19 protein-coding genes are annotated in these 24,682 nt (G+C 38.1%); 8 read left to right on the plus strand and 11 right to left on the minus strand.

The window, feature by feature from the left end; translation table 11 throughout:
- The first annotated feature begins 131 nt into the window (after positions 1-131).
- Complete coding sequence (locus tag A5482_RS13200) at positions 132-389, plus strand: type II toxin-antitoxin system HicB family antitoxin (protein WP_242412013.1); 258 nt, start codon at positions 132-134, stop codon at positions 387-389.
- A complete protein-coding gene (locus A5482_RS13205; RefSeq protein ID WP_069791644.1) occupies positions 389-601 on the plus strand; it encodes a type II toxin-antitoxin system HicA family toxin in 213 nt (70 codons plus the stop codon). Before A5482_RS13200 ends, A5482_RS13205 begins: the two co-directional genes overlap by 1 nt.
- Before the next feature lie 102 nt (positions 602-703).
- On the opposite strand, the gene A5482_RS13210 is transcribed toward A5482_RS13205, so the two are convergent.
- Both A5482_RS13210 and A5482_RS13215 read right to left on the minus strand, forming a co-directional pair.
- A complete protein-coding gene (locus tag A5482_RS13210) occupies positions 704-1,342 on the minus strand; it encodes a DUF3386 domain-containing protein (RefSeq protein WP_069791643.1) in 639 nt (212 codons plus the stop codon).
- Between the two features lie 215 nt (positions 1,343-1,557).
- Positions 1,558-3,282, minus strand: coding sequence for a diflavin flavoprotein (locus A5482_RS13215; RefSeq protein ID WP_069791642.1), 1,725 nt, complete (start codon positions 3,280-3,282; stop codon positions 1,558-1,560).
- Positions 3,283-3,443: 161 nt separating this feature from the next.
- On the opposite strand from A5482_RS13215, the gene der reads away from it, so the two are divergent.
- The gene (der, locus tag A5482_RS13220) at positions 3,444-4,802 is read left to right on the plus strand and encodes a ribosome biogenesis GTPase Der (RefSeq protein WP_069791641.1); all 1,359 of its coding nucleotides are present in this window, start codon (positions 3,444-3,446) and stop codon (positions 4,800-4,802) included.
- A 194-nt stretch (positions 4,803-4,996) separates the two neighbouring features.
- Here der and A5482_RS13225 read toward each other — a convergent pair whose 3' ends face one another.
- Positions 4,997-6,280, minus strand: coding sequence for a glutamyl-tRNA reductase (locus A5482_RS13225; RefSeq protein WP_069791640.1), 1,284 nt, complete (start codon positions 6,278-6,280; stop codon positions 4,997-4,999).
- A 277-nt stretch (positions 6,281-6,557) separates the two neighbouring features.
- Between A5482_RS13225 and rimM the strand changes: the two genes are divergently transcribed.
- On the plus strand, positions 6,558-7,193 hold the full coding sequence (gene rimM, locus A5482_RS13230) for a ribosome maturation factor RimM (RefSeq protein WP_069791639.1): 636 nt from the start codon (positions 6,558-6,560) through the stop codon (positions 7,191-7,193).
- Positions 7,194-7,251: 58 nt separating this feature from the next.
- Positions 7,252-8,865 (plus strand): cation:proton antiporter, encoded by a 1,614-nt coding sequence (locus A5482_RS13235; protein WP_069791638.1) that lies wholly within the window; start codon positions 7,252-7,254, stop codon positions 8,863-8,865.
- Positions 8,866-8,905: 40 nt separating this feature from the next.
- Here A5482_RS13235 and A5482_RS13240 read toward each other — a convergent pair whose 3' ends face one another.
- From A5482_RS13240 to A5482_RS13250, 3 genes are all read right to left on the minus strand, one after another.
- Positions 8,906-11,032 (minus strand): EAL domain-containing protein, encoded by a 2,127-nt coding sequence (locus A5482_RS13240; RefSeq protein WP_069791637.1) that lies wholly within the window; start codon positions 11,030-11,032, stop codon positions 8,906-8,908.
- Between the two features lie 35 nt (positions 11,033-11,067).
- Positions 11,068-13,692: an EAL domain-containing protein gene (locus tag A5482_RS13245; protein WP_069791636.1), complete on the minus strand. Its 2,625-nt coding sequence runs from the start codon at positions 13,690-13,692 to the stop codon at positions 11,068-11,070.
- A 140-nt stretch (positions 13,693-13,832) separates the two neighbouring features.
- On the minus strand, positions 13,833-16,295 hold the full coding sequence (locus A5482_RS13250) for an EAL domain-containing protein (protein ID WP_069791635.1): 2,463 nt from the start codon (positions 16,293-16,295) through the stop codon (positions 13,833-13,835).
- 237 nt (positions 16,296-16,532) lie between these two features.
- Between A5482_RS13250 and A5482_RS13255 the strand changes: the two genes are divergently transcribed.
- Positions 16,533-17,000 carry a helix-turn-helix domain-containing protein gene (locus A5482_RS13255; protein WP_069791634.1) on the plus strand — a complete coding sequence of 156 codons (468 nt, stop codon included), beginning with the start codon at positions 16,533-16,535 and terminating at the stop codon, positions 16,998-17,000.
- Positions 16,940-17,596, plus strand: a complete 657-nt coding sequence (locus tag A5482_RS13260) for an IS630 family transposase (protein WP_446684832.1) — start codon at positions 16,940-16,942, stop codon at positions 17,594-17,596. The genes A5482_RS13255 and A5482_RS13260 overlap by 61 nt, the downstream gene beginning before the upstream one ends.
- 55 nt (positions 17,597-17,651) lie before the next feature.
- On the opposite strand, the gene plsY is transcribed toward A5482_RS13260, so the two are convergent.
- From plsY to A5482_RS13285, 5 genes are all read right to left on the minus strand, one after another.
- Positions 17,652-18,296 carry a glycerol-3-phosphate 1-O-acyltransferase PlsY gene (gene plsY, locus A5482_RS13265; RefSeq protein WP_069790403.1) on the minus strand — a complete coding sequence of 215 codons (645 nt, stop codon included), beginning with the start codon at positions 18,294-18,296 and terminating at the stop codon, positions 17,652-17,654.
- Between the two features lie 73 nt (positions 18,297-18,369).
- On the minus strand, positions 18,370-19,125 hold the full coding sequence (locus tag A5482_RS13270) for a metallophosphoesterase family protein (RefSeq protein ID WP_069790402.1): 756 nt from the start codon (positions 19,123-19,125) through the stop codon (positions 18,370-18,372).
- Between the two features lie 56 nt (positions 19,126-19,181).
- Positions 19,182-20,264 (minus strand): RuBisCO accumulation factor 1, encoded by a 1,083-nt coding sequence (locus tag A5482_RS13275; RefSeq protein ID WP_069790401.1) that lies wholly within the window; start codon positions 20,262-20,264, stop codon positions 19,182-19,184.
- A gap of 86 nt (positions 20,265-20,350) precedes the next feature.
- Positions 20,351-21,733, minus strand: a complete 1,383-nt coding sequence (locus tag A5482_RS13280) for an NAD(P)/FAD-dependent oxidoreductase (protein WP_069790400.1) — start codon at positions 21,731-21,733, stop codon at positions 20,351-20,353.
- Between the two features lie 240 nt (positions 21,734-21,973).
- Positions 21,974-23,593: an iron uptake porin gene (locus A5482_RS13285; RefSeq protein WP_083260406.1), complete on the minus strand. Its 1,620-nt coding sequence runs from the start codon at positions 23,591-23,593 to the stop codon at positions 21,974-21,976.
- Between the two features lie 167 nt (positions 23,594-23,760).
- Between A5482_RS13285 and A5482_RS13290 the strand changes: the two genes are divergently transcribed.
- On the plus strand, positions 23,761-24,651 hold the full coding sequence (locus A5482_RS13290; RefSeq protein WP_069790399.1) for a glycosyltransferase family 2 protein: 891 nt from the start codon (positions 23,761-23,763) through the stop codon (positions 24,649-24,651).
- The last annotated feature ends 31 nt before the right edge of the window (positions 24,652-24,682 follow it).

Below are 24,682 nucleotides of genomic sequence, written 5' to 3' on the forward strand. Positions count from 1 at the left end.
AAATAAATGGAAAAAATTCAAAAGTTCATAGATAAGGGCGATCGCACTTTATACTTTTACCAAAGGTGAGATCAATCTAAATCCTTCAATTATCCCTTGTGATAAGATGAGGTTAAATAGTCAATGCTGGAATGATGAGCAATATATATAAGCTACCACTAATCTTAGAACCGCAACCAGAAGGAGGTTATACCGTAACTTGCCCTTTGTTACCTGATTTAATCACCGAAGCCGATACATTAGATGAAGTTATTCCCCATGTTTCTGATGCTTTATCAGCATTAATTGAAGCCTATCAAGAGTTAAATAAACCTTTACCTTCTTTCTTAAATCCTATTATGGAATCTAGTCTTATTTGGACGGAAACTTTAATTCCGACTTCGGCTTGATGAAATATAAAGAAGTTATCAAAAAATTAAAACAGATGGGATGTGAAGAAATTCCCAGAAAGGGAGGAGGTTCTCATCGTAAATGGTACAATCCTAGTAATAAAGTCGTAGTATCAATTCCTGATTGGGGAAATAAAGATTTGAAATTAGGCACTTTAAGAAAAATTATTCGCCAACTTGATCTTGATTGGGAAGAGTTTAAAAATTTATAAATAAGGGCGATCGCACTTTATACTTGTAACAAAAGTGCAAAAAGATAAAAAACCCCGCCTATGATAGGTAAAACGGGGTAATTTACTTAAACAGAACCAAAACTAGCCTAAAACCACATTAGAGAACTGATACTCAGTAGTTACAGGCTCACCATTTTCCTCAGTGGTAATAGTGCGATTAGTTAAAACATAATAACCATCAACATTTTCAAAAGTATCATTAAAGATAGTTTTAGCCCCTCTTGGTTGTAAAGTTTCTGCATCTAAATAAACAGAATCATACCCAGTGGAAAGATAACCGTGATCGGTGTTTAATAAACCAAAGGTATTAATAGCAACAATGCCCTTACCCATGCGACGATACACAAAGCAAACATTGTTATCTTTTACCTTGTAGCGGTTGCCCTCGGATGCACCACCCACTAAAATTTCCACTGCACCATTTTCATCTTTTTCTCCAAAGGTGAAAGTATTGTCACCATGACTTTTTTCAAAACTATGGTTAACACGGTGAATGGTAATCTCCCATAACTGTTGTTCCATGGCTTTTTTGACAGTCTCATTTTCGATGCCAGAGATTTCAAATTTGAGATCTGCCCCAATCTTTGCCTGAGCGGTGAAAGTACCTTCTTTGGATTTTAAAGTAATATCACAGGTATATCCAGGGAAATCACTGTCCCAAGTGTAGCGGTTTTCATAAGCTGAACGAAAAAGATTTTCTGCAGTTAATGTCTGAGTCATTTTTTATTCTAAATGTGGTTTAAATTACTATTTTCTTTATTGTACTATAGCTATATTATTGAGATTATTTTTTATTAAAATCTAACAAAATAGCAAATATTACTCAATGGCTAATCATGTTATAAGTATAACAAGGGGTTTAAACCCCTTGCCGTGGAAATACAATTTACCTTTACCTCAGAAATATAACTTATCTTTGGTTTTAGGAAAGATTTTTAATAGTAGTTTCCTACTTTGCGATGGTGTACCGCTGTTAAAGCGTCAGATTTAGAAACCCTGCCTGTGGTCACTTTACTATAGACAATCCAATGATCTCCACAATCCATACGACTAACCACTTCACACTCAAGATATGCGAGCGCATCTACTAGAATAGGAGATTTGTTGGTGGCGACGGTGGTTTTCACCCCTTCAAAGCGATCTGCACCAGGGGGAAATCTTTTGAGAAAGTGTTTCATTAAGTTTTGATATTTACCTTCTTCAAGGATATTTAAAACAAAAGTATCTTCTACCTGTAATAAAGATTCGATCGCCCTGTCTTTTGCCACAGCAACGGTAAATCCGGGGGGTTCAAAACTGGCTTGACTCACCCACGATGCCAACATTGCCCCTTTGGTTTCTTCTCCTTTTTGGGCTGTGATAATGTATAACCCCCCGCTCAAACGTCCCATAGCCTTATCTAAATCAACGTCTAAGGCTTTTCTTTTACTAATTTTGGTCTTTTTAGTCAAAACTTGCCCTAAATCCACCCCTGACTCTTCACAGGTTTGATAAGTGATTTCGTGGGGAGTTTCTTTGATACGGATGGGTGCAAAAATTTGATTTAAGCCCAAGTCCGATAGTTTGGAGGAAAAGGTGTCAATGGGTTCGTCATCTCCGCCATAGGACTCGTATAAGCCAAAAATTTGCTTACTATTGATGGTGGCAAGGATAGCCCCCACTTTGTTGGCAATGTCGCCGTTGTCGCTGAGGGGAGGCATTCCGAGGACGATTCCCGCACTACGCCCCACTATTTCGGGTATTTCGTGGATGTCGGTGCCGTTGATGTCGATCATTTCTACGGTAACGCCTGTTTTGGTGATACCCTTAGCAATGGACTGGGAAAGGCGATCGCTATAACCGTAATCAGAGATATAGAATACAGCGACAGTTTTTTCTCCCTTGCTTTGTTCGCTACTCCAACGCTGATAACGATCTAATAATTCTTGAACGTTATGTTTTAAGATAGGTCCATGACCATTGGCGACCATTTTGATTTCCCCAAGGGCAGACATTCTTTTCATGGCAGAAAGAACAGACCTTGCATTAGGTCCCATCAAACATTCATAATAAAAACGATAGTCTGGGGAAATAGCATCTAAATCCTGATCGTATATATCAGCGCTGCAATAGTGCAAACCAAAGGCATCACAGGTAAAAAGAGTATTTGTACCATGATCATAGCTAAAAATAGTATCAGGCCAGTGAAGGTTAGGAGCGTTGATAAACTCAAAAATATGTCCGTTACCGATGTCTAACTGATCACCATTTTTAACAATTTGTCGTTTAAAGTCTTTGTGAACAAAGCCCTCTAAAAATTGGATGGCAACCTTGGAAGCAACGACGGTAATATCAGGGGCTATTTCTAATAAATCTTTGACTAAACCACTGTGATCTGGCTCGGTATGGGAGATAATTAAATAATCGATAGTTTGAGGATCAATTACTTTTTTTAGCTCATCAAAATAAAGATGTTTAAATTTGGCGTGAGAGGTATCTACTAAAGCGTTTTTTTCTCCTTTTACCACATAGGAGTTATAGGTAGTTCCATTTTGTAAACCAAATTCTATATCAAAACGATCTCTATCCCAATCAAGGGAGCGGATGGTAGTGGTGTCAGGGGCGATGTTTTCCACCTGAGTTGTTAAGCGTTTTGCGGTTTTTATGGGAGTTGCAACCATTAAGAAAATCCCCCTTAATAAATTTTTTATATTATGGCTCTCTCCATTATAGTCACCGACGGGAGTTCGTCGAGGGATGAACTATTTTTGCATTTCTTAACATAAAAAGTTTTATAAAAGGTTATAATAAGAAGTTGGTTATTTTTACCGTTAAATCTGCTATGCTTCCTATTGTTGCCGTAATCGGGCGCCCCAATGTGGGTAAGTCTGCCCTTGTGAATCGTTTATCGGGGGAACAAGATGCGATCGTCTTTGATGAGCCGGGTATTACTAGAGATCGTACCTATCGCCCCGGATTTTGGCAAGATAGAGAATTTCAGATTGTAGATACGGGAGGATTAGTATTTGATGATGATACGGAATTTTTACCCTACATCAGAGAACAAGCCCAAGCAGCCCTTAGTGAAGCTGTAGCGGCTATTTTTGTTGTTGATGGTAAGTTTGGTTTGACGGCAGGGGACGAGGAAATCGCTTCATGGTTAAGAACTCAAAATGTTCCTATTGTCTTGGTTGTTAATAAATGTGAATCGGAAAATCAGGGACTAGCCCAAGCGGCGGAGTTTTGGAATTTGGGATTAGGTGAGCCTTATCCTATCTCTGCAATCCATGGTAATGGTACAGGAGAAATGTTAGACCAGTTGATCAAACATATTCCCCCTGTGGATGAAATTGACCAAGAAGAAGAAATTAAGGTGGCGATTATTGGTCGTCCCAATGTGGGTAAGTCTAGTTTACTAAATGCTCTCACTGGAGAGAGTAGAGCCATTGTCAGCCCTGTATCTGGTACCACCCGAGATGCGATCGATATGATAGTACGTCGGGGCGAAACAACCTATCGTCTCATTGATACCGCAGGAGTCAGACGTAAGAAAAACGTTGATTATGGAGCAGAATTTTTCGGCATTAACCGAGCTTTTAAAGCCATCAAAAGGGCGGATGTGGTTCTTTTTGTCATTGATATATTAGATGGTGTCACCGAGCAAGATTTAAAGCTAGCAGGAAGAATCATTGAGGAAGGAAGAGCCGCTATTATCGTGGCGAATAAATGGGATGCGGTGGAAAAAGATTCCCATACCATCTATGAATATCAAAAAATGTTAGACGATCGCCTTTTCTTCATGGATTGGGCGGAAAGAATTTTTGTCTCTGCCATGACAGGAAAAAGGGTAGAAAATATCCTCGATTTGGTAGATAAAGCCGCCGAAGGACATCGTAAAAGGGTTAGTACCTCTGTTATTAATGAAGTCATTGAAGAAGCAGTTAAATGGCATTCTCCTCCCACTAGCCGACAAGGTAAGCAGGGCAGAATCTATTATGGTACTCAGGTAACGGTTAAGCCTCCCAGTATAGCTTTATTCGTCAATGATCCTAAACGTTTGGATGAAGGCTATCGTCGTTATATGGAGAAACAATTCCGTCAACAATTGGGCTTCAAAGGAACTCCCCTCAGATTATTTTGGCGTGGTAAACGTCTGCGGGAAGGGGAAAACATGGGTGCAAACAGAGCTACGAAAGTATAGGTCTATTAATAAGTATAGGTCTATTAATAAGTATAGGTCTATTAATAATAGTTACGCTTTAATGGAATACATTGTTTTTCCATCCCCAAAATATCCCCCAGACTCAGTTTTGATTAAATACCAATAATACAACCCCTCTGCCTGACGGCATCTCCCCTTAAAAGGGGAGAAAAGGGGAATTTTAACGTAGTTAATTATCCGAATTGTTCAGAAATTTCGAGGTTAAATAGGGTTTGTAAAGTGTTTAAAGCCTTCCGTCGGGCTTCAATGTCCTGTTGCGCTCTTAGTTGTACCATAGGATCATGGAGAATTTTATTAACAATACCTCTGGTAAGAGCTTCGATAACTTCTTGGTGTTTTTCTCCAAACTCACTACCCAAACGAGAAAGGGCTTTTTCTAATTCCTGTTCCCTGATACCTTCAATTTTGGTGCGTAAACAACTGATGGTAGGTACGGTTTCTAAGGATTGCCACCATAGTTCAAAAGATTCAATCTCTTCTTCTAATAAGGCTTCGGCTTCCCTTGCCATTTCTCGACGAGAAGCATGATTTTGGGCTACAACGGCTTTTAAGTCATCTACATTATAAGATTTAACAAAGTCCAATTCTTCTACATCGCCAGCGACATTCAAAGGCACGGAAATATCTACTAACATCAGAGAATTATTCACATTGAGGGGGGATAAATTCTCTTTGGTTAAAATAGGCTCAGTTGCCCCTGTGCTGGTAAATACTAAATCAGAAGTCTCTACCACTGCCATCATTTCATCAAGGTGATAAATAGCTAAATCCACTTGAGGGAACTTTTGGGCTAATTCTTTGGCTCGATTTGCCGAGCGATTAACAATATTGATGGCGTTGACACCTTTTGAAGCGAGATGTTGCACTAAAAGACGAGACATTTTACCAGCGCCTATGATGGTAATTTTAAAGTCTGCTAAATTGTCAACTTTGGTATCAACTAATTCTACCGCAGCCGAACTAATGGACACAGCCCCTGTACCGATGTTAGTTTCGGTGCGTACTCTTTTTCCGGCACTGATGGCTTGTTTAAATAGTCTATCGAGTAGTCGGCCCATGCCCTTGTATTTATTGGCAAGTTTGTGGGTAGTCTTAACTTGGGCAAGAATTTGTCCTTCACCTAGTACAAGACTTTCTAATCCTGCGGATACTCGCATTAGGTGACGAATAGCGTCTTGGTGTAACAAAATAAAGAGGTGACGGCGTAATTCTGGTAAGGATATATGTCCTGTTTCAGCGAGGAATTGAGTAATTTCTTTTACTCCTTGCTCTGTTTCTAATACCGTTGCATAGATTTCCATACGGTTACAGGTGCTGATAATAGCTACTTCCTCGATGTGAGGGTAACTCAGCAGTTGCTGTATGGATTCTTCAATTTTTGCTTCCGGAATACTCAATTTTTCTCTTATTTCTACGGCGGCTGTCTTGTGGGAAAGACCAACTACTACAATATTCATTTTTTGTTTATAAAATTTGAGAACGGATTAGTATAAATGCTTTTAAACACTATTGATCATTACTGAAGTTGCCGATTTTGGCAATTTATTCTTTACCTTTTGCAATAAAACTTTATTTTATGGATAGGGAAGAAGGTTGAGTAATTGATGGGAAATTTCAATATTAGGATGGTCTTGGGCTTATTCATTGTAGTCTTTTTTGGTTTGAGCGGTGGAATGGAGAATTTTTGATCTTCCCTAATCGGTTAAAATTGTGAAGGTAAAAAAATAGTTTGTGATGGAGCAGTTGAGCTTGGATATTGATGATTTAATTGAAATTGGCACTATTGTTGGTGTTTCTGGATTGAAAGGAGAGGTTAGGGTAAATATTACTACGGATTTTCCTGAAAGGTTTGAAAATCCCGGGCAAAGATGGTTAATTATAAATAGTCACTCATCTCCCCAAGCGGTTGAGTTAATTAAATCAAGAAAAGTTCCAGGTAAAAATATTTATGTAGTAAAACTCGAGGATATTAACGATCGCACTCAGGCGGAAAATTTAAAAGGTGCTATACTTTCGGTACATAAGGGCGATCGCCCCAAACTAAAAGAAAACGAATATCACGTTGCCGACTTAATCGGTATGGAAGTATATAACCAACAAGATGGCGAAAATATAGGGGTTGTCATCGATATTTTTAGTGCCGCCCACGAAATTTTAGAAGTCAGACTCCACAAACAACCAACCCCAGAAACCAAAGCCCCCGTTAATCCTGAAACCATTAGCCGCATTTCTCGGCGCAAAAAAGTAAAAGAGAAAAAACCCAAAGAATTAACCGTTTTAATTCCCTTTGTTTCAGAAATTGTCCCCATTGTGGACTTAACCCATAAAAAAATAGAAATTAATCCCCCCCTTGGGTTACTAGAGAATTAAAAATTAATTCCCCCATTGCCATATTTTTCTATCACTCCATCAACTTATCTCCATTACAATGTTCAAATCCCTTATAATTGCTGAAACTATTACCGAATTTGACATTGAATCCTTACCTGTCCAAAATGCTGACATTACGGGATTAGTAAATGCTCTAATTATCTTACTGCTCATTGCCACCGTTGTCGCCCTAGTGAGCAGAAAATTAAAAATCCCCTATGTGGTGGGATTAGTTTTAGCTGGTTTAATCGTCACTCAGGGGACATTACCCGATTTTGTCAGCCTAAATCCTGATGTTATTCTCAATCTATTTTTACCCATTCTCATTTTTGAGGCTGCCATCAATACTGATATTAGTCGTCTCAAAAGCACCATCAAACCTATTGCCGTCTTGGCAGTGCCAGGGGTGTTAATTGCTGCTACCATCACCGCTGTTTTTTATCAAGTAGCCATGGGTTTACCTTGGATTACCGTGGCAGCTATGGCGGTTATTCTCACTATTACCGATACAGTGTCGGTGATTGTCGCTTTTCGTACGGTATCTGTACCTTCTCGACTAGCCACTATCGTAGAGGGAGAAAGTTTATTTAATGATGGGGTTGCCCTTGTCTTACTAAATATTATCGCTGGAATACATTTACAGGGTTCTTTTTCTGTGGGGGATGGTATTACTCAAGTTTTAATTGCCTTCCTCGGTGGGGGTTTATTGGGTTGGGGTTTGGGTTATTTATGTGTGGGTTTATTTCAACAGTTGGATGATGCCCTTAGTGGTATATTATTGACGGTAGCAGTTTCTTTAGTTACTTTTCAAATTGGTCAACTGTTAGAGGTATCAAGTGCGATCGCAGTGGTAATTGCGGGACTGGTTATCGGCGATTCAGGATTCAAAAAAATATCTGCCACTACCAAAGTAACTTTGCTCAACTTTTGGGAATATGCTGGATTTGGAGTAAATACTTTTATTTTCCTTTTGGTGGGTATAGTCATCGAACCCCGAACCCTAATCTCCACCTTACCCCTAGCCATTCTAGCTATCATTGGCTATCAGATGGGGAGGGTGTTATCTATTTATCCTCTCCTATCTTTACTAAAAAGATTAGATCGTCCTATTCCGATAAAATGGCAACACGTCTTAATTTTAGGCAATGTCAAAGGCTCTTTATCCATGGCTCTTGCCATTAGTTTACCTTTCACCTTACCAGAAAGAACCCAAGTAATTGCCATTGTTTTTAGTACCGTATTAATATCCCTCATCGGGCAAGGTTTGAGTTTACCTTGGCTCGTGAATAAACTAGAACTTTCTAAACCTTCTCCCCTCAAAAAAACTATCGAAAATCTACAGCTAACTCTCATTGCCTCTAAAGCAGCTCAAAAGGAGTTAAATAATCTACTAGAATCGGGCAGTCTTTCTCGCTCTCTCTATGAAGAAATTTTTGCCAGTTATCAAGCCAAGATTGCCCAAGGGGAGAGGGAATTAAGGGATATTTACAACCAGCGTGGCAAAAGCATCACTGAGGATAAATATATTAATAGCTTGAAAAGAAGGCTCTATTTAGCTGAGCAAGGAGCCATAACGGATGCTCTGAGAAAGGGGATTTTGGAAGAAAATTCCGCTCAAGTATATCTTGCAACTATTAACGAACAATTGTTGTCTTTGAAGGACGAAAATTAAGTTTTTTTTGATAAAAATAGAGCGAATAGTAGTTTAATATTTACTTTTTCATGGCATGGATAAAATTTAAAACGAATTTTTCAAACTCAGGAACTGAAATCGGCATACTCAGCCATCGTCCCTGAATAATATCGCAGTGAAATTCTTTTAAAATATTAAGTTGTACTTCTGTTTCTACTCCTTCTGCCACTACTTGCATATTGTAGCCTTTACCAAGGGTAATTACCGCATCAATTAAAGCTCTATCTTGTTGATTGACTGTTAAATCTCGAATAAAAGATTGGTCAATTTTGATAGTATGAAAAGGGAATTTTTTCAAATAACTTAAAGATGAATAACCAGTGCCAAAGTCATCTAGGGAAAATTTTACTCCCAGTTCGGACAATTCATCGATAATTAAAGCTGTTTTACCCCTATCCTGCATTAAAATACTTTCGGTTACTTCTAACTCTAAATATTTTGCTTCTAGGTTGACATCTTCCAAGACATCTTTAACTACTTCCACAAAGTTTTCTTGCCGAAATTGCTTCACAGAAATATTTACGGCGATGGTGTCTAGTCCATAACCTGAGTCCATCCATTTTTTAGCTTGAAGACAAGCGGTTTTTAATACCCATTCCCCTATGGGGATAATTAGCCCTGTTTCTTCTGCTAGGGGAATAAATTTGCCGGGGGAGATAATGCCAAGGGTGGGATGTTTCCATCTTACAAGGGCTTCTGCACTGTCAATTTTGTTGGTGGCGAGGTTTAATTTTGGTTGATAGTTTAAGTATAATTCGTTATGGGCGATCGCATCATAAAGACTGGTTTCCAACTCAAACAAGAGCATTTGCTCTTCATTCAATCGAGTAGTATAAAATTGGGAATTATTTTTACCCATTTGTTTTGCCCGAGAAAGGGCAATATCAGCATTTTTGATCAGTTGCTCTTGATTATTTCCATCTTGGGGAAATACCGCAATGCCGATACTACAAGTAACATAGATGGTATAGTTATCGATCAAAAAAGGATTCTTGAGACTATCCATAATAACTTTGACCGTATCATTGATCATCTTAGTCTGATTTTCTGGATTTTTCAGAGGTACTCCCAAGATAAACTCATCTCCTCCCCACCGAGAAAAAATACAGTCCGTAGAAAGACAAGACAGAATACGAAAAGAAAAACTTTCTAATAATTTATCCCCCGTGGAATGATTAAGAGTATCATTAATATTTTTAAATCGATCTATGTCGATAAATAAAATTGCTAAATCTTCTCCCTTTTCCTTTACTTCCCTGAGACGATTATTTAGTTGCCAATGGAAATAGTCACGATTACCAATGCCCGTCAAAGAATCATGAAAGGCTTGATACTGTAACTTTGCTTCCGAGATTTTGCGCTCGGTAATATCAAAAATATAACTTCTAATCACATTATATTTAGAGAGATAATGAATATATTGTTCAAAGTGGCGATCGTTAGAACTAACTTCCCTTTGTTCTAATTGACTATAGGTTTTATCTTGAGGAATATTAATACCCATCATCAAAGGATGTTTCCCATTATTTTCATCATCATCATCTGATAAATCAGGAAAACTCAACTTAGCAGAAGGATTCATATAAGTAATCCTACTTTGAAAGTCTATTTCAATAATCGGATGGGGAGATAATTCAGGAAAAGAAGCTAATCTTTTAATCTCTTCACTCTGTAAATTACCTGATAAATTTTGCTCCGACAGAATCAGAGTATTTTGTAACTCCTCCCTTGCCGAATTAGTGCGATTTTTTTCTATGCGCCAATTATCATTTTTTTCTACATTACGATTAACTTGCGCCTCAGACTCCAAATAATATATTCCTTTAATATCCTCTCCACCAAATAAAATTTGATCTCCATCTTGAAGACGACGACGAATAATTTTTTTGCCATTGACTAGGATACCATTTTGACTTCTATGACCTTTAAAATCGCCATCAATTAGGGTGTAAGCATATTCATCATCCCCCAAGTGATCTCTGATAATGGTACCGTGATGTCGAGATACTGGGGCTGAGTTTAGTTTTATATCACTACTTGAATGTCTCCCAATAGAATAGACCTCGGATTCAAGGGTAAAAAATCTCTGAGTGTTGAGTTCTTCTACCACCAGAATGTGATTTAATTTGGTCTTATGATTACTCATTTAGTGGGGAATATGATAGATAAATGATGAATAATTTATGATAAAGTGAGACTTTGGGTTGGATTGGCGAGAAAATTGGTTGTATCACCCATTTTTAATGGTTCTGTCAACAAATTGCCCTGTATCTCCTCACATCCTAATTCTAATAAAAGAGCTAGTTGTTCTTTGGATTCTATTCCTTCAGCCACTACAGCTATATTAAAGTTTTTTCCTACCCCAATTATAGCTGATACAATGGCCAAGTCTTGAGAATTATTCTCTAGGTTTTGGACAATATCTTTATCAATTTTGATGGTATCAATTTGAAATTTCTTTAGATAGCCTAAAGCAGACATTCCTTTACCAAAATCATCTAAGCATATTTTTACTCCCATTTGCTTTAATTCTGAGATAGTTTTTTCTGCCAAATCTAGCTCTTGGGCAATGGTTTCTTCGGTGATTTCTAGTTCTAAAAAGTGTGCAGGTAAGTCTGTTTGTTCTAAGATATTGGCGATGGCATTTGTAAAGTTAGGTTGTTGGAATTGATAACCAGAAATGTTAATGCTAATGGGTTGTTTAATCACATTATTTTGTAACCAAATTTTATGTTGAAAACAGGCGGTTTCCAATACCCATTCTCCTATGTCCATAATTAATCCTGTCTCTTCGGCTAAGGGTAAAAATTGCCCGGGGTACATACATCCTAATTCGGGGTGATTCCACCGCAAAAAGGCTTCTACCCCCGTTATTTGTTTATTTTCTACTCTAATGCGGGGCTGGTAGTGGAGGGATAATTCCTTTTTTTCGAGGGCAGAGTTTAAAAGTTTTTCTAGCTTTAAAAGTCTTTCTATTTCTGCTTGAATGTTGGATTGGATAAATTTATAGTTATTACTGCCTAATTCTTGGCTTTTTTTTAATGCTTTTTGGGCATTTGCCAAAATTGTTTCTGTCGTATTATTTTCCTCATCATAAACCGCTATGCCCATGCTGGTTTTGATATGGATTTTTTGATGTTCTAAGAAAAAAGGTGGTTTTAAGGTTTCTAAAATTCGGTGACATACTTTGCCAATGTCTCGAATACTTCTGACTTGAGGTAATAAACACACAAATTGGTTTCCTTGCCACCTAGCAACGGTATCACCACCGCGCAAAGAGGATCTTAATCTTTTGGAAAAGCCTTCTAATAATGTTAATTGAATTTTATTATTTATTTTTTCTTTTAAGTTTTTCGGTAATTCTAGCTCTACGAAAATTACACATAACAGTTGTTCTAAACGATAACTATTGGCGATCGCAGTGTTCAACTGTTCCAAAAATAACTGACTATTAGGTAAATTTGTTTCCAAATCAAATAAACCCTGTTCCTGAATTATCGTCTCAGTCCCCACACTTTGACTAACAGGATGTACCGTAAAAGAAACAATTTTCTGATCCCCATAACTAATAATAGAATGACTAGACTCCAACTCCAATAAAAAACCATTTTTACGACGGTAACTTAAAGTTTCAGAGCCAGAATTAGGATTATTTAACCAAAAATCTATTTTCTGTTCCACTTCTCCAGGACTCAAAAATAATACATCATTCAAACTCAAACAATGCAAATCATCCAAACCATAACCCAAGAGATTAGCCAACGCACTGTTAGCTTCCAAAACTTTTTTACTTCCAGCATCCACCAGAAAAATTCCCTCTTGAATCTGATTTAAAACAGCTTTATATCTTTGCTCACTCTCATTAACCTGAGTTGCAGTAACTCTTCTCCCCGTAAAATCAAAAATATAACATCTAACTAATTTCTGCTCTGACAGGTAATGAATATACTGCTCAAAAACCTGATTTTTGATCGTTATTTCCCGAACAAATAAATTAGAACTAGCACTATTTTTCTTGATACCCTGAACTAAACCCTCTAAAACAGGATGACTCGAATTAGTTTCATTTAACCTCAGAGTAGGGAACTTAGTTGTCGCTGAAGGATTTAAATAAGTTACCCTTCCAGACCAATCAATCTCTATAATAGGATTAGGACTCCATTCTGGAAAGGAAGCTAAGCGACTCAACTCATCAGACTGAACCTCAGAGGCATCCGCAGAACTAGCATTACTGCTATTCTCCTCAAAAGACTCTACGGTGGGTTCCGATATAAACAAGGTATCAGAGCTACTAATGATTGTCGGAGTATTCTCCCGATCATAATCTATGGAATTATGAATTTTATTTTCATCTGACCTTTTAGTATTGGCAACCCCCCCACCTTGATGAGAATCAAAATCTTCCTCTCTCAAACTTTCTAATTGGTTGACATCAGAAAGAATATGATATTCTCCTTCCACTTCCATGCCCAATGTAATAACATCACCATGTTTTAATTCTTGAACCAAACATCTTTTATCATTAATAAATATCCCATTGGTACTACGATTACCCATCAAATCACCATCTAACAGCCAATAGGAAAAAGTTTTGTGTTGAGCATCTTCCCTACGAAGGATAGTCCCATGAATACGAGATACTTTTTTCGATTTGATAGGAATATTATTTCGGGGATCTCTGCCCAGAGTATATCTTTGATCTTCCAGTAGAATGGTATGACGAGAAGTTTTATCCTTCAGCACCAAAACATGGAGTAAATTTCGCAATTGACTATTAAAGACTGTGGCCGTGTAATCGCTATTCATAGTTAATAAAAAGTATTTTTATTTAATCATAAAAGACTATTATTTTATAGTTATCAAAATTATAAAGTTACTCTCATAACTGAAGAATAACCTTAACGGCTATTATTTTATTAATAAAGTGTAAACACATCTTCAAATACTCAAGAAGGAATATAAAAACTACCCTTTTCCAAGAATGCAGTAGCATCCTGAGTGGGTAAAGGACTACTAAATAAATTACCTTGAATTTGCAAACAGTTTAGACTTTTTAACAATTCTAATTGTGCAGGTTTTTCTACCCCCACAGCAATAACTTTCAAATTGTAACCTTCACTAAAGGAAACGATCGCCCTTATAAATGAATTAAAAGCCTGATTAGATTCTAACTTACTAATGACCGTTGGGCTAATTTTTACAGTATTAAAAGGAAATTGTTGCAAATGACCCAAAGACGAACCCCCCACCCCAAAATTATCAAGACATAAACGTACTTTTAACTCTGACAATTGCTGTAAACTTTGAGCCGCAAAACTAGGATTTTGTAATAAAGAATTTTCAGTAATTTCTAACTCCAACTGTTGAGGGGGTAAACCTGTTTCCTGAAGAATAGTAGCCACTAAATCCACAAAACTATCTTGATTAAACTGACGACTAGAAATATTAACTGTCACAGGAAATGTAGAGAAACCCTGACTTGTCCATTGTTTCATCTGAGCCACTGCCGTCTGTAAAATCCACACCCCCAAAGGCAACATAAAATCAGTTTCCTCCGCCAATCTCAAAAAATGTTTAGGGGTAATTTTGCCCAACTCAGGATGATTCCAACGAAGTAACGTCTCCATGCCCGTTAAACTATTAGTGGGAAGACTTAATTGAGGTTGATAACACAGATAAAACTGTTTTTCTTGGATAGCACTACCAATCAAATTTTCCAACCTAAGTAAACTAGCTGTTTTGGGGCTAATCTTAAATCCACTCCAACTAACAACTCCAGACTCATCATGACTAGATTGTTCTAAAGATACCAAAGCACTTTGGATTAAATGCTCAGTATTATCCCCATCGAGGGGATACACCACCATACCAATATTTAAATCTAAGTCAGTATTGCCCTTTTGTTGTTGAATATACTGCTCAAAAACCGTAGCCATCCTTTTCGCAATTTTAGCAGGATCTCTAGGTCCCCTAATACGGGAAAATAAAGCAATAAATCTATTATCATCCCATCTGGCGGCCAAATCAAAGCTACGTAAACAGGACTCAAAAGTTTGAGCAAAATTTTGTAAAAATTTATTAGTTTCCTCTTCTCCTCTGATTTTTTTAAATCCATCTAATCCTTTTATTTCTAATACAATTAGACCAAGAAAATGTTGGTAACGTTTAGCTGATAAAAGGGCAAAATCTAGTTGTTTTTCTAATAAAGTTTTATTAGCTAAATTGGTCAAACTATCATAAAAATGATAATAACTAGACTTGTTAGCAGTGTGGGTAGCTTCAGGAACATTTTTCACCACAATAGAAAAAATGTCTTTATTTTGATAACTAATAACACTAATATTAGATTCTAAATTAAGTAAAGTTCCATCTTTACAGCGATGGATATACTGAGCAAGGGTATCTTGTTTTCTTTCGGCGATTCTGGCCAAATCTTGGTTAAATAACTGTAAGTCACTAGCAATGAGATTATAAAGAGTCATCTCTTTCATTTCTTCTGTGCCATAGCCTATCATCTTGGCATAGGCTCCATTTACTTCAATAATTTTTTTATTGTGGGCATAGGCAAGAATGATACCCTCAGAAGTTTGGCGTAATATAGCCCTATAACGAGCCTCACTTTCTTTTAGTTGGGCTTCGGCTTGTTTTCTTTTAGTAAAGTCGAAAATATAACTTCTAATGAGTTTTTTTTCGGAAAGGTAGTGAACATATTGCTCAAATACTTCTGCCCCTATTTTTACTTCCCGTAGGAAAAGATTTCCCTGACGATTATTTGATTCTATTAATAAATCTGCAAGGATAGGATGACTTAGTTTTTCTTCATAAAGATTTTCAAATTTGATACTGGCAGCGGGGTTAAGATAAGTAATATTACCCTCCCAGTCCACCTCGATAATAGGATGGGGAGACAATTCAGGGAAGGATGCAAGACGTATTAATTCTTCTTGGTCTTGAGGATTTTCTGCTTCTTCCTGCTTGGAAATCATTGTTTGGGTAGTGGGGCTGGTGAGGGTACTTCTGGAGTTTAGATTTCCTAAGTCGTCGGGATTAAAAAGGTCAATACCTGATTCTGTGGCGATAATGTAATAGTTAGCTTTGGCTTCGTTAGCAAAACGAATTGAATCCCCATGTTTTAATTCATGGGAAAGGGTGGCGTGTCCATTTACTAAAATCCCGTTGGTGCTTCTTTTGCCCTGCAAGTCTCCGTCCACTATGCGATAGGTGCTTCCTTGGGCGTCTTCTTTTTTTTCTAAAGTTGCATGGGTGCGAGACACTTGATAGTCATAGATGACGATGGGGTTATTGGAGTCTCTTCCGAGGGTGTAGTTGTTGTCTTCTAAGGATATAATTCTTCTTCCTTTGCGATCTTCTATGACTAATATATGACGGAATTCTTGAGTTTCACTCATGGACTTGCACCTATACAGCTTTTCTATATGATAAACGAATTTTTGCACATAAAATTAAGGGGGAAATATGTATTTATATTAAAAATATTAAAAGGTTATTTCTATGGATACAAAATACTTTAATGGTGCAATAAAAAATACTCTGCTTAATGCGCATACTTTTTCATTAAGTAGGTAGGCGATGAAAAATCGAGTTAAATGAAGAAATATAAATAGGAAGACAAGGGAGGAAAATAGATGGGAGCAAGATTAAGAGTATTTCTGCTCAAAGAAGAAGAAAGAACTCTCAAAGAAATACAACAAGCACAAAATCTAAACAAAAGAGAAAGACAACGAGGAGAAGCAATCAGGTTAAGTCACCATGGTTGGTACGTAGAGAAAATAGCAGCTTATTTAGGTTGGACAGAAGAAACAGTGAGAAAAACCCTGAGAAATTGGCAAAGTAAAGGATTGGGAGCAATATATGAGAAAAAAAGACCAGGAAGAGAAAAAAAATGGGTTGAAGAAGACATGATATACATAGAAAAAACAATCAGAGAAGATGAACGACGATATAATAGTAAACAATTAGCACAGAAGTTAAAAAGAGAACGAAAAGTAAACTTAAGTAGCGACCGTTTGCGTCGAATACTAAAAAAAAGGGAATCGTCTGGAAGCGAACCAGACAAAGTCATAGACAAAAACAAGACCCAAGAAAACGGCTAAACAAACAGGCAGACTTAGAAATGTTAAACATAAGTGCTGCGACAGGAGAGATAGACCTTTTATATGGAGATGAATCAGGATTTTGTCAGTGGAGCGAACAAGGATATAGTTATTATTTTCAGGGAGAGCAGAAACGACAAGAGCAAACAAAAAGAAGAGGAAAAAGATTGAGCATCATAGGATTGTGGCAACCGTTAGTTCAATTCTTCTATAGTCTGGTGATAGGAAGTTTTAAGAGTGATGACTTTATCAATTTAATGGACGAACAATCAAAAATAGCTTCAGAATCAGGGCGAATGCGTGTAATAGTACTTGATAACGGCTCAATTCATACAAGTAAAATAGCCAAAGAAAAATACTCACAGTGGGAGGAAAAAGGACTATTTTTGTTTTTCTTGCCACCCTATTGTTCCGAGATGAATAATATCGAGTTGGAATGGCAGCATTTAAAGCGAGACCAATTAGCTGGTCAAATGTTCGAGACAGAAAAAGAATTAGCTTGTCATGTAATATGGGGGTTAGAACATAGAGGAGAAAAAGGACAATATTCTGTTGATTTTGTCAATGTTCGTCCTCATTTACATTCTTTTACATAGCTTGGTTTTCTTTCGCCTACCTACTTACACCCTATATGAAATTAAGATATAAAATTTACGAAGATACTGCTTGACCGATACGGGGTTCTTTTCCTGACATCAACCGTTGAATGTTGCTACGGTGGCGGATGATGACATATGCTCCTGCGAGGAAGGCGAAGGTTAGGTAGGGTAAGGAGGGGTTGAATATTGCCATAAATACGCTTACGGCGATCGCACCGCTGAGGGAGCTAAGGGAAACGATACGAGAAAGATACAATACTATGAGGAAGGTTGCCAATGTTCCTAAACCGACAAAGGGATTCATTACGAGCAATACCCCAAGACTGATGGCTGCGGATTTCCCCCCTGAAAAGTTGAGCCAGATAGATTTACTATGACCCAATACTGCCAATAGGGCGCTTATCATTACTAACCATTCTTTCCACCCTAGGGGTAGTACATCAATGCCTACATAATTGTAGGTTACTTTAATAAGGGCGATCGCCATCATTCCTTTCAACATATCCACCAATAAAACCCCCACAGCGGCTCCTTTACCCACAGTTCGTAACACATTGGTAGCACCCGTAGAACCTGAACCATGTTCTCGAATATCGATTCCTTTGAGGATACGACCAGCGAGATAACCTGTGGGAATTGAACCGAGTAAATAAGCGGACAGGATCAAGGCAAAACCAATGAAAATAGAGAAACTCATCATTTATCCTCATAGACACTGGATCTATTATTAGGGATAAGATGTATATTGTTAAGGGGTTTTTAATGTAAATTTAGAAAAATATTTTTGGCTTCCTAAAAGCGAGGTTGCGAGGGTCAATTTTATGAACCACATCCTCGAGTTTTTTACTGGAAAAATGTCTGCCAAAACTATCTACTTGATAAATCATGGACTCATTTAACTCTAGGGCGGTTAACTTACCGTATCCATGGTGATAAGCTCCCGTATCAATGCCTATCCAGCCATTTCCTTGGGCTATTTGCCCCGGTTTTACCCCTGGAAAAGTAAAGGTGATAGTATGACCAATCACAATGGTTTTATCCTTAAAATAAGGCTCAGGGGTGCTATGAAACTCACTTCTAATCCAGCAAAATTGGTCAGAATTTTGTTTTTGGTGAGGTAAACGGGGATCAACCCCTGCATGGACTAACCAGTAATCTCCTAAATCTATGTGGAGAGGTAGTTGACGCATCCATTCTAGGTGTTCGGGGGGAATTTTGTTTTTATAACTGGTAATGGTGGAGTAACCGCCGTTTTGGAGCCATGACTGAAAGGACATGTGATTTAGACCTTTCGGAGTAAATGATTGGAGGAGCATAACTTCATGGTTGCCCAAAATACATTGGTAGTTATTTTCCATCACAAAATCAACGACTTTGGCACTGTCTGCCCCCCTGTCGATTAAGTCTCCTAAAAAATAAATTTCATCCTCTGGAGTAGGTGCGATCGCCTCTAATAAGCCCATAAGAGCTTGATAATGACCATGAACATCACCTATCACAAACCGTCTATTTGTCTTTGCTGTCATTTACTTTTAATCTCTAAACAGCCCACTAATACTAATATTGTAACCTGAATCAATCATCAATCGTCCATTTGCCATGGCTCTGTTAAATTATTCTCATCTAATATTCTCCGAGGCTTAAGAATTACTAATAGTCTGCCCAAAATTTGCTCATTACCTTGGGTGGGTAGCCAAGAAAACCTAATTTCCCCGCCATCATCCACTAAAAAATAATATTGTGAACTCCATTCCCTATTATCTGCATCAACCACTACTAAAATAGGTTCATTTTTTTCATCCTGTTGTTGAGGTAAATCATGGGTATGGGCTGTAATTACCACGGGTTTTTTTGCCTGTAATACCACTTGCCATGTGGGGATGGAAACCAATGACATGGTTTGAGATACTTCTACTATATCAAAAGGTTTTTGGGGTGAAAGGGTAGGAATATTTGCAAAGGGTGATGAAGCCAAGGGAAATGAGCCAACCACAGGCAGAATACAGGGAATTTGTTCTTCTTCCTCTAGGCGATATACAGGTAATAAAGGAGTTTTGGTTACGGTGTCTGCGGTAGCAACATCGGTTAATAGTTGTTGAATTTTATTTCTTGCCCCTTCCGAATGGGCATATTTCAAACCTTCGGCAATGAGACGGGTTTTATCGGCGAGAGTTTTCTTTTGTCTGGCACTTTTCCACAGTTGATAAGCCACGGTATCTCCTGGGTGATTGGTGAAGCCTTCGGGGGGTTGAGAGATACGGGCAAATAGTTTCATATTTTTTGCCACTTCTTTTGCCCCGTCCACGTCTAGTTTTTTGTTTTCAGAATACAGGGCGGCTTGTTTTCTTTCTTGGTGGTTTAATACCCTTAATTCGTATAATACGTCGCTGCGAGGCCCTTGATAATATTGGAGGGTACTTTCTTCTACTTCGGTATTAACTAAACTGTCATATACTTGGGAGGCGACAATGACGAGGTTTTGTTGGCTGTTTTGTAATCCTGTTTTCTCAAAAATTTCTTGGGAGTCAACCCCTGCTTTTTGCAGTTGTTGGCATTTTTTGCCCCAATCCACCCAACACCCTTCTTTGTGTAAGAGCGATCGCATTAATTCCTGTTTTTCGGACTCAGACAATATTGGAGGATTATTAATAATATTTTCTACCATTTATTTTTACTATATTACATTTCAAAACTATTTTTTATAAAAAAACCCCTCTAACCATGAGGGGTAAACATCAAAAGAATTAACAGTTATACTTTTACCGTCTCTTTTCCTGTTTTATCATTATTATCTTGTGAAGAAGGATAGTGAGGATTATTAAATGATTTAGTCATCAAATTTTTCTCCGTAATTTCCCCAGTAATTAACCTTGCACCCCTACCACGGGTAAGATAATTCCAACCCCATTGAAGCATTACGGTTAACTTATTATCAAACTCGATGAGATAGTAGATATGGGCAAATACCCATACCAACCAGGCAAGTAAACCAGAGAGCTTCACAAATCCTAAATCCACCACCGCATGATTATCACCAATTACCGCCAAACTTCCTTTATCTACATATTTAAAAGGAACAACGGGTTTACCTTTGATTTCATCCTTAATGGATTTTGCCATATATTTACCCTGTGCCATGGCAACGGGGGCAATACCTGGAAGGGGTTTATCTCCTTGGTGGGCAAAGTGGGCTAAATCTCCCACTACATATATATCAGGACATTCTGCCAAACTTAGATTTGGTTCTACCATAATTCTACCAGCGCGATCAGTTTCGGCGTTAGTTCTTTCGGCGATGGTTTTAGCCACTCCCGATGCTTTTACCCCTGCGGCCCAAAGGATAGTACGAGCTTTTATTTCTTCTGTTTCTTCTCCATGGCACATGGTGAGGGTGTTATTTTCGATGTTATTTACCATGCGTTTGGTTAACACAGTTACCCCTAATTCTTCTAAAGATTCCTGTGCTTTTTGGGATAAATCGGGGGAGTAGGGAGGTAAAACCCTATCCATTCCCTCAATCAAGAGAATTTTTGCCTTGGTGGTATCAATTTCCTGGAAGTCATTTTTAATAATTTTGTGGGCAATTTCTGCGATCGCCCCTGCCAACTCAACCCCCGTAGGGCCACCACCCACAATGGCAAAAGTTAACCATTCCTGTTTTTCTTCGGGAGAAGATACCTTTTCTGCCTCCTCAAAAGCGAGGAAAATTTTGCGACGAATATCGAGGGCATTTTCAATACTTTTCAAACCAGGGGCTTCTTCTTCCCATTGATCATTACCAAAATAATGGTGACTTACCCCAGTACCGATAATCAACTTATCATAGTCCAATACTCCCTCTCTCATGATGACCTGTTTTTTCTCAGGGTCAACATCTACCACTTCATCCAAAACAACACGGGTATTAGGATTTCTACCCACCACTAAGCGCAAAGGAGAGCAAATTTCAGCGGGGGATAAACTACCCGTTGCCACCTGATATAACAAGGGCTGAAATAAATGGAAATTACGTTTATCCACAAGGGTAACTTTTACCGGAGCCTTGCCCAACTCTTTAGCGGCATATAAACCAGCAAAGCCACCACCGACTATAACGATGTGGGGAATTTTGTTTGCTGAGGGGTTGTTATTCATGATGATTTTAGGGTTTTTAATCTTGTATCTAGTTTACAGGTTATCGGATATGTTCAATTTTGGCGGTGTTAAATCATACATTCTACACTGGGATGAGTATTTTTGCTTAAAGATTTTTCTTTTTTTTCTGCACTAACGATTAATTTCCCTTTGATGACGCAAACAAAAGGGCGTAAAAACTAATTACGCCCTCTCGATAAATCGATATGTTATGGTGCTGTTTTCATCCAGCAAGTAAATTTAGAAACGGAAAGTAGTACGTAAAGCACCCACATAGACAGTATCATTGGCACTGTCATGGTTAGGATTAAATACTGCATATAGCCCAGGAGTAACAATGATATTACGGTTAATGGGATAACGATATTGTAGCTCTACCATATAAGAAGTATCCGTTTCAAATTGAGAGCGAGGAGGCATACCACCACCAAGGGAAAGGATAGCTCCTTCTTTACCTACATCCAAAAAGGAAACGTTAGCCGCCCATGTCCACAACTCCGCATCATCTCTGTTCGTGGCGGCTCCTAAAATTCCACTACGATTTAAATTATTCGCAGATACATAACTACCTGATGCACTCAAGTTTACCCGAGGCGAAATACGGAAATTTCCTTGTAAGCCGAAGCGGTCCGAACTAGCACCACGTCCATCAAAGGGGTTAGCGGTTGTTCCCGTACTGGTGCCACTAGCAAGGTTTACAGAGTTGTCAGGTTCATATGTTCTTAGATAAGCGAAGGCAAGGGCTAGATTAGAAGAGGGATTATAACTTAGCTGAGCCCCTGTACTAAATCCCCCATCGAATAAGCCATTACCCCTCGTTGGATCATTAGCATCACTGGCAAGGTAAAGAGCGTTTAATTTTAAGCTGTCACTGAGTTTGATATTAACTCCCGCTCCTGCGCCCCCAGGTCCTCTGAGGGTGAGAGGATCTCGGCGTAATAATCTGGTTAATGATCCCGTGCTACCACCACTTAAAAAAGGATTGTGAACATCAAAGATACCGTCAACGTCTAGGGAGTTAGTTCCTACATGAGCGGTAATAGCATCACCCACGGGGAAACGATAGGCTAATGTGTCAAGTTCAAAGCTATTATCTGTATTAGTGTCATGACCTAAACGCAACATATTACTATTACCAAAACGCTCAAAGTTCGCAGCTTGTAGACGAACTCGGAGACGATCATTTCCTGTAAAACTGGTATCGAAGTTAAGACGCGCTCGATTGGCAAACATGGTTTGATCTCTATCTACTCCTGTGCCTTGGAAACTGTCGGAGTTGTTATCAAAGGCATTGGCAAGGGTGAAGATTACTTCTCCACTTAATTTGGTGGTGGTAGAGAATTGATGATCTTCTAGGAAGGCGACTCTTCCTTCGAGGTTGTCAACCCTTGCTCCTAGGGTTGCCAGTTCGGTTTCAAATTCTGCGATTAGTCTTCTGAGGGCAGCAATATCTTCATCACCTACTCCACCAGTACCGATTAAACGCTCAATAGATTGCATACAGGCGTTTAAACCAGCGGCAAATTCATAACGGCTTAAGGCTCTGTTGCCACGGAAAGTGCGATCGGGATAACCGACAATACAACCGTAACGCTCTACTAGACTTCTGAGAGCTTCGTAAGCCCAATCGGTGGGGGATACGTCACTTAGTTGATTAACAGAAGTTACTTGTCCTAGTTGATTATCTGTTGGTGATAAAAAATTAACACTATTTTCATTAGTATCTAATGAGTTTATCTGATATATATTTTCATTACCTCTTGCTTCTCCTGCCACAGCAAGACTGAGGGAAGAGGCTAGGGCGATCATAAAATGACACTGCGTGATCGCATTTAGTTTTTGCCAAGATTTTACGGACATTGATAGTTAATCTCCTTCACACGCTATTTAAGAATAATACTCAATAAGTATAAAAGAAAAGTAGGTATTATTGCAAATAATGTTGAATAAGTTGTAAAAAAAAAGTTTTTTCGATGATATTGAGATAAGATGTGTAAAACAAATTGAAAGACAAATAAAGCGGTGTTATGGGTGTGGAACAAAAAAAAATTCCTGTATCTGTTCTGATTCCTGCCAAAAATGAAGAAAAGAACATTCAGGCGTGTATGGATAGTGTTGCTGATGCTGATGAAGTTTTTTTAGTTGATTCTCAAAGTAGCGATCGCACCGTTGCCATTGCCGAAGAAAAAGGAGCGAAAGTAGTACAGTTTCATTACAATGGTAAATCCCCAAAGAAAAAAAATTGGTCATTGGAAAACTTACCTTTTAAAAACGATTGGGTATTAATTGTTGATTGTGACGAGAGAATTACCCCCGAACTTTGGGCAGAAATTGCTGAAAAGATAAAAGATGATACTTACCAAGGATATTACCTAAACAGAAAAGTGTTTTTCCTTGGTAAGTGGATTCGACACGGTGGCAAATATCCCGATTGGAATTTACGGTTATTCAGGCATAAATTAGGACGTTACGAAAACCTAAACACCGAAGAAATAAAAAACACAGGGGATAACGAAGTCCACGAACACGTTATTTTAGACGGTAAAACTGGATATTTAGACAATGATATGCTCCATATCGATTTTCGAGATATTTATGAATGGTTAGCCCGTCACAATCGTTATTCTAACTGGGAAGCAAGGGTATATTACAACTTTCTCACTGGGCAAAATGATGATGGCACCATCGGAGCAAATTTATTTGGTGATGCTGTACAAAGAAAGCGTTTTCTCAAAAAAATATGGGTAAGATTACCTTTTAAGCCATTATTGCGTTTTATTCTCTTTTATATTATCCGCCTAGGATTTCTTGATGGCAAAGCGGGTTATATTTATGGACGTTTACTCAGTCAATATGAATATCAAATTGGGGTTAAACTTTATGAGTTGATGAAGTTTAAAGGAAGTTTAAATAATTAAGAATCATAGCTAGAACAAAATAATTAACTAC

This window comes from Cyanobacterium sp. IPPAS B-1200, from assembly GCF_001747005.2.
GTDB lineage: Bacteria > Cyanobacteriota > Cyanobacteriia > Cyanobacteriales > Cyanobacteriaceae > Cyanobacterium.

What these genes read in the sequence shown, in the direction of transcription:
- A5482_RS13200 (WP_242412013.1), top strand. Translation starts at nt 132, where the DNA reads ATGATGAGCAATATATATAAGCTACCACTAATCTTAGAACCGCAACCA.
- A5482_RS13205 (WP_069791644.1), top strand. Translation starts at nt 389, where the DNA reads ATGAAATATAAAGAAGTTATCAAAAAATTAAAACAGATGGGATGTGAA.
- A5482_RS13210 (WP_069791643.1), bottom strand. Translation starts at nt 1,342, where the DNA reads ATGACTCAGACATTAACTGCAGAAAATCTTTTTCGTTCAGCTTATGAA.
- A5482_RS13215 (WP_069791642.1), bottom strand. Translation starts at nt 3,282, where the DNA reads ATGGTTGCAACTCCCATAAAAACCGCAAAACGCTTAACAACTCAGGTG.
- der (WP_069791641.1), top strand. Translation starts at nt 3,444, where the DNA reads ATGCTTCCTATTGTTGCCGTAATCGGGCGCCCCAATGTGGGTAAGTCT.
- A5482_RS13225 (WP_069791640.1), bottom strand. Translation starts at nt 6,280, where the DNA reads ATGAATATTGTAGTAGTTGGTCTTTCCCACAAGACAGCCGCCGTAGAA.
- rimM (WP_069791639.1), top strand. Translation starts at nt 6,558, where the DNA reads ATGGAGCAGTTGAGCTTGGATATTGATGATTTAATTGAAATTGGCACT.
- A5482_RS13235 (WP_069791638.1), top strand. Translation starts at nt 7,252, where the DNA reads ATGTTCAAATCCCTTATAATTGCTGAAACTATTACCGAATTTGACATT.
- A5482_RS13240 (WP_069791637.1), bottom strand. Translation starts at nt 11,032, where the DNA reads ATGAGTAATCATAAGACCAAATTAAATCACATTCTGGTGGTAGAAGAA.
- A5482_RS13245 (WP_069791636.1), bottom strand. Translation starts at nt 13,692, where the DNA reads ATGAATAGCGATTACACGGCCACAGTCTTTAATAGTCAATTGCGAAAT.
- A5482_RS13250 (WP_069791635.1), bottom strand. Translation starts at nt 16,295, where the DNA reads ATGAGTGAAACTCAAGAATTCCGTCATATATTAGTCATAGAAGATCGC.
- A5482_RS13255 (WP_069791634.1), top strand. Translation starts at nt 16,533, where the DNA reads ATGGGAGCAAGATTAAGAGTATTTCTGCTCAAAGAAGAAGAAAGAACT.
- plsY (WP_069790403.1), bottom strand. Translation starts at nt 18,296, where the DNA reads ATGAGTTTCTCTATTTTCATTGGTTTTGCCTTGATCCTGTCCGCTTAT.
- A5482_RS13270 (WP_069790402.1), bottom strand. Translation starts at nt 19,125, where the DNA reads ATGACAGCAAAGACAAATAGACGGTTTGTGATAGGTGATGTTCATGGT.
- A5482_RS13275 (WP_069790401.1), bottom strand. Translation starts at nt 20,264, where the DNA reads ATGGTAGAAAATATTATTAATAATCCTCCAATATTGTCTGAGTCCGAA.
- A5482_RS13280 (WP_069790400.1), bottom strand. Translation starts at nt 21,733, where the DNA reads ATGAATAACAACCCCTCAGCAAACAAAATTCCCCACATCGTTATAGTC.
- A5482_RS13285 (WP_083260406.1), bottom strand. Translation starts at nt 23,593, where the DNA reads ATGTCCGTAAAATCTTGGCAAAAACTAAATGCGATCACGCAGTGTCAT.
- A5482_RS13290 (WP_069790399.1), top strand. Translation starts at nt 23,761, where the DNA reads ATGGGTGTGGAACAAAAAAAAATTCCTGTATCTGTTCTGATTCCTGCC.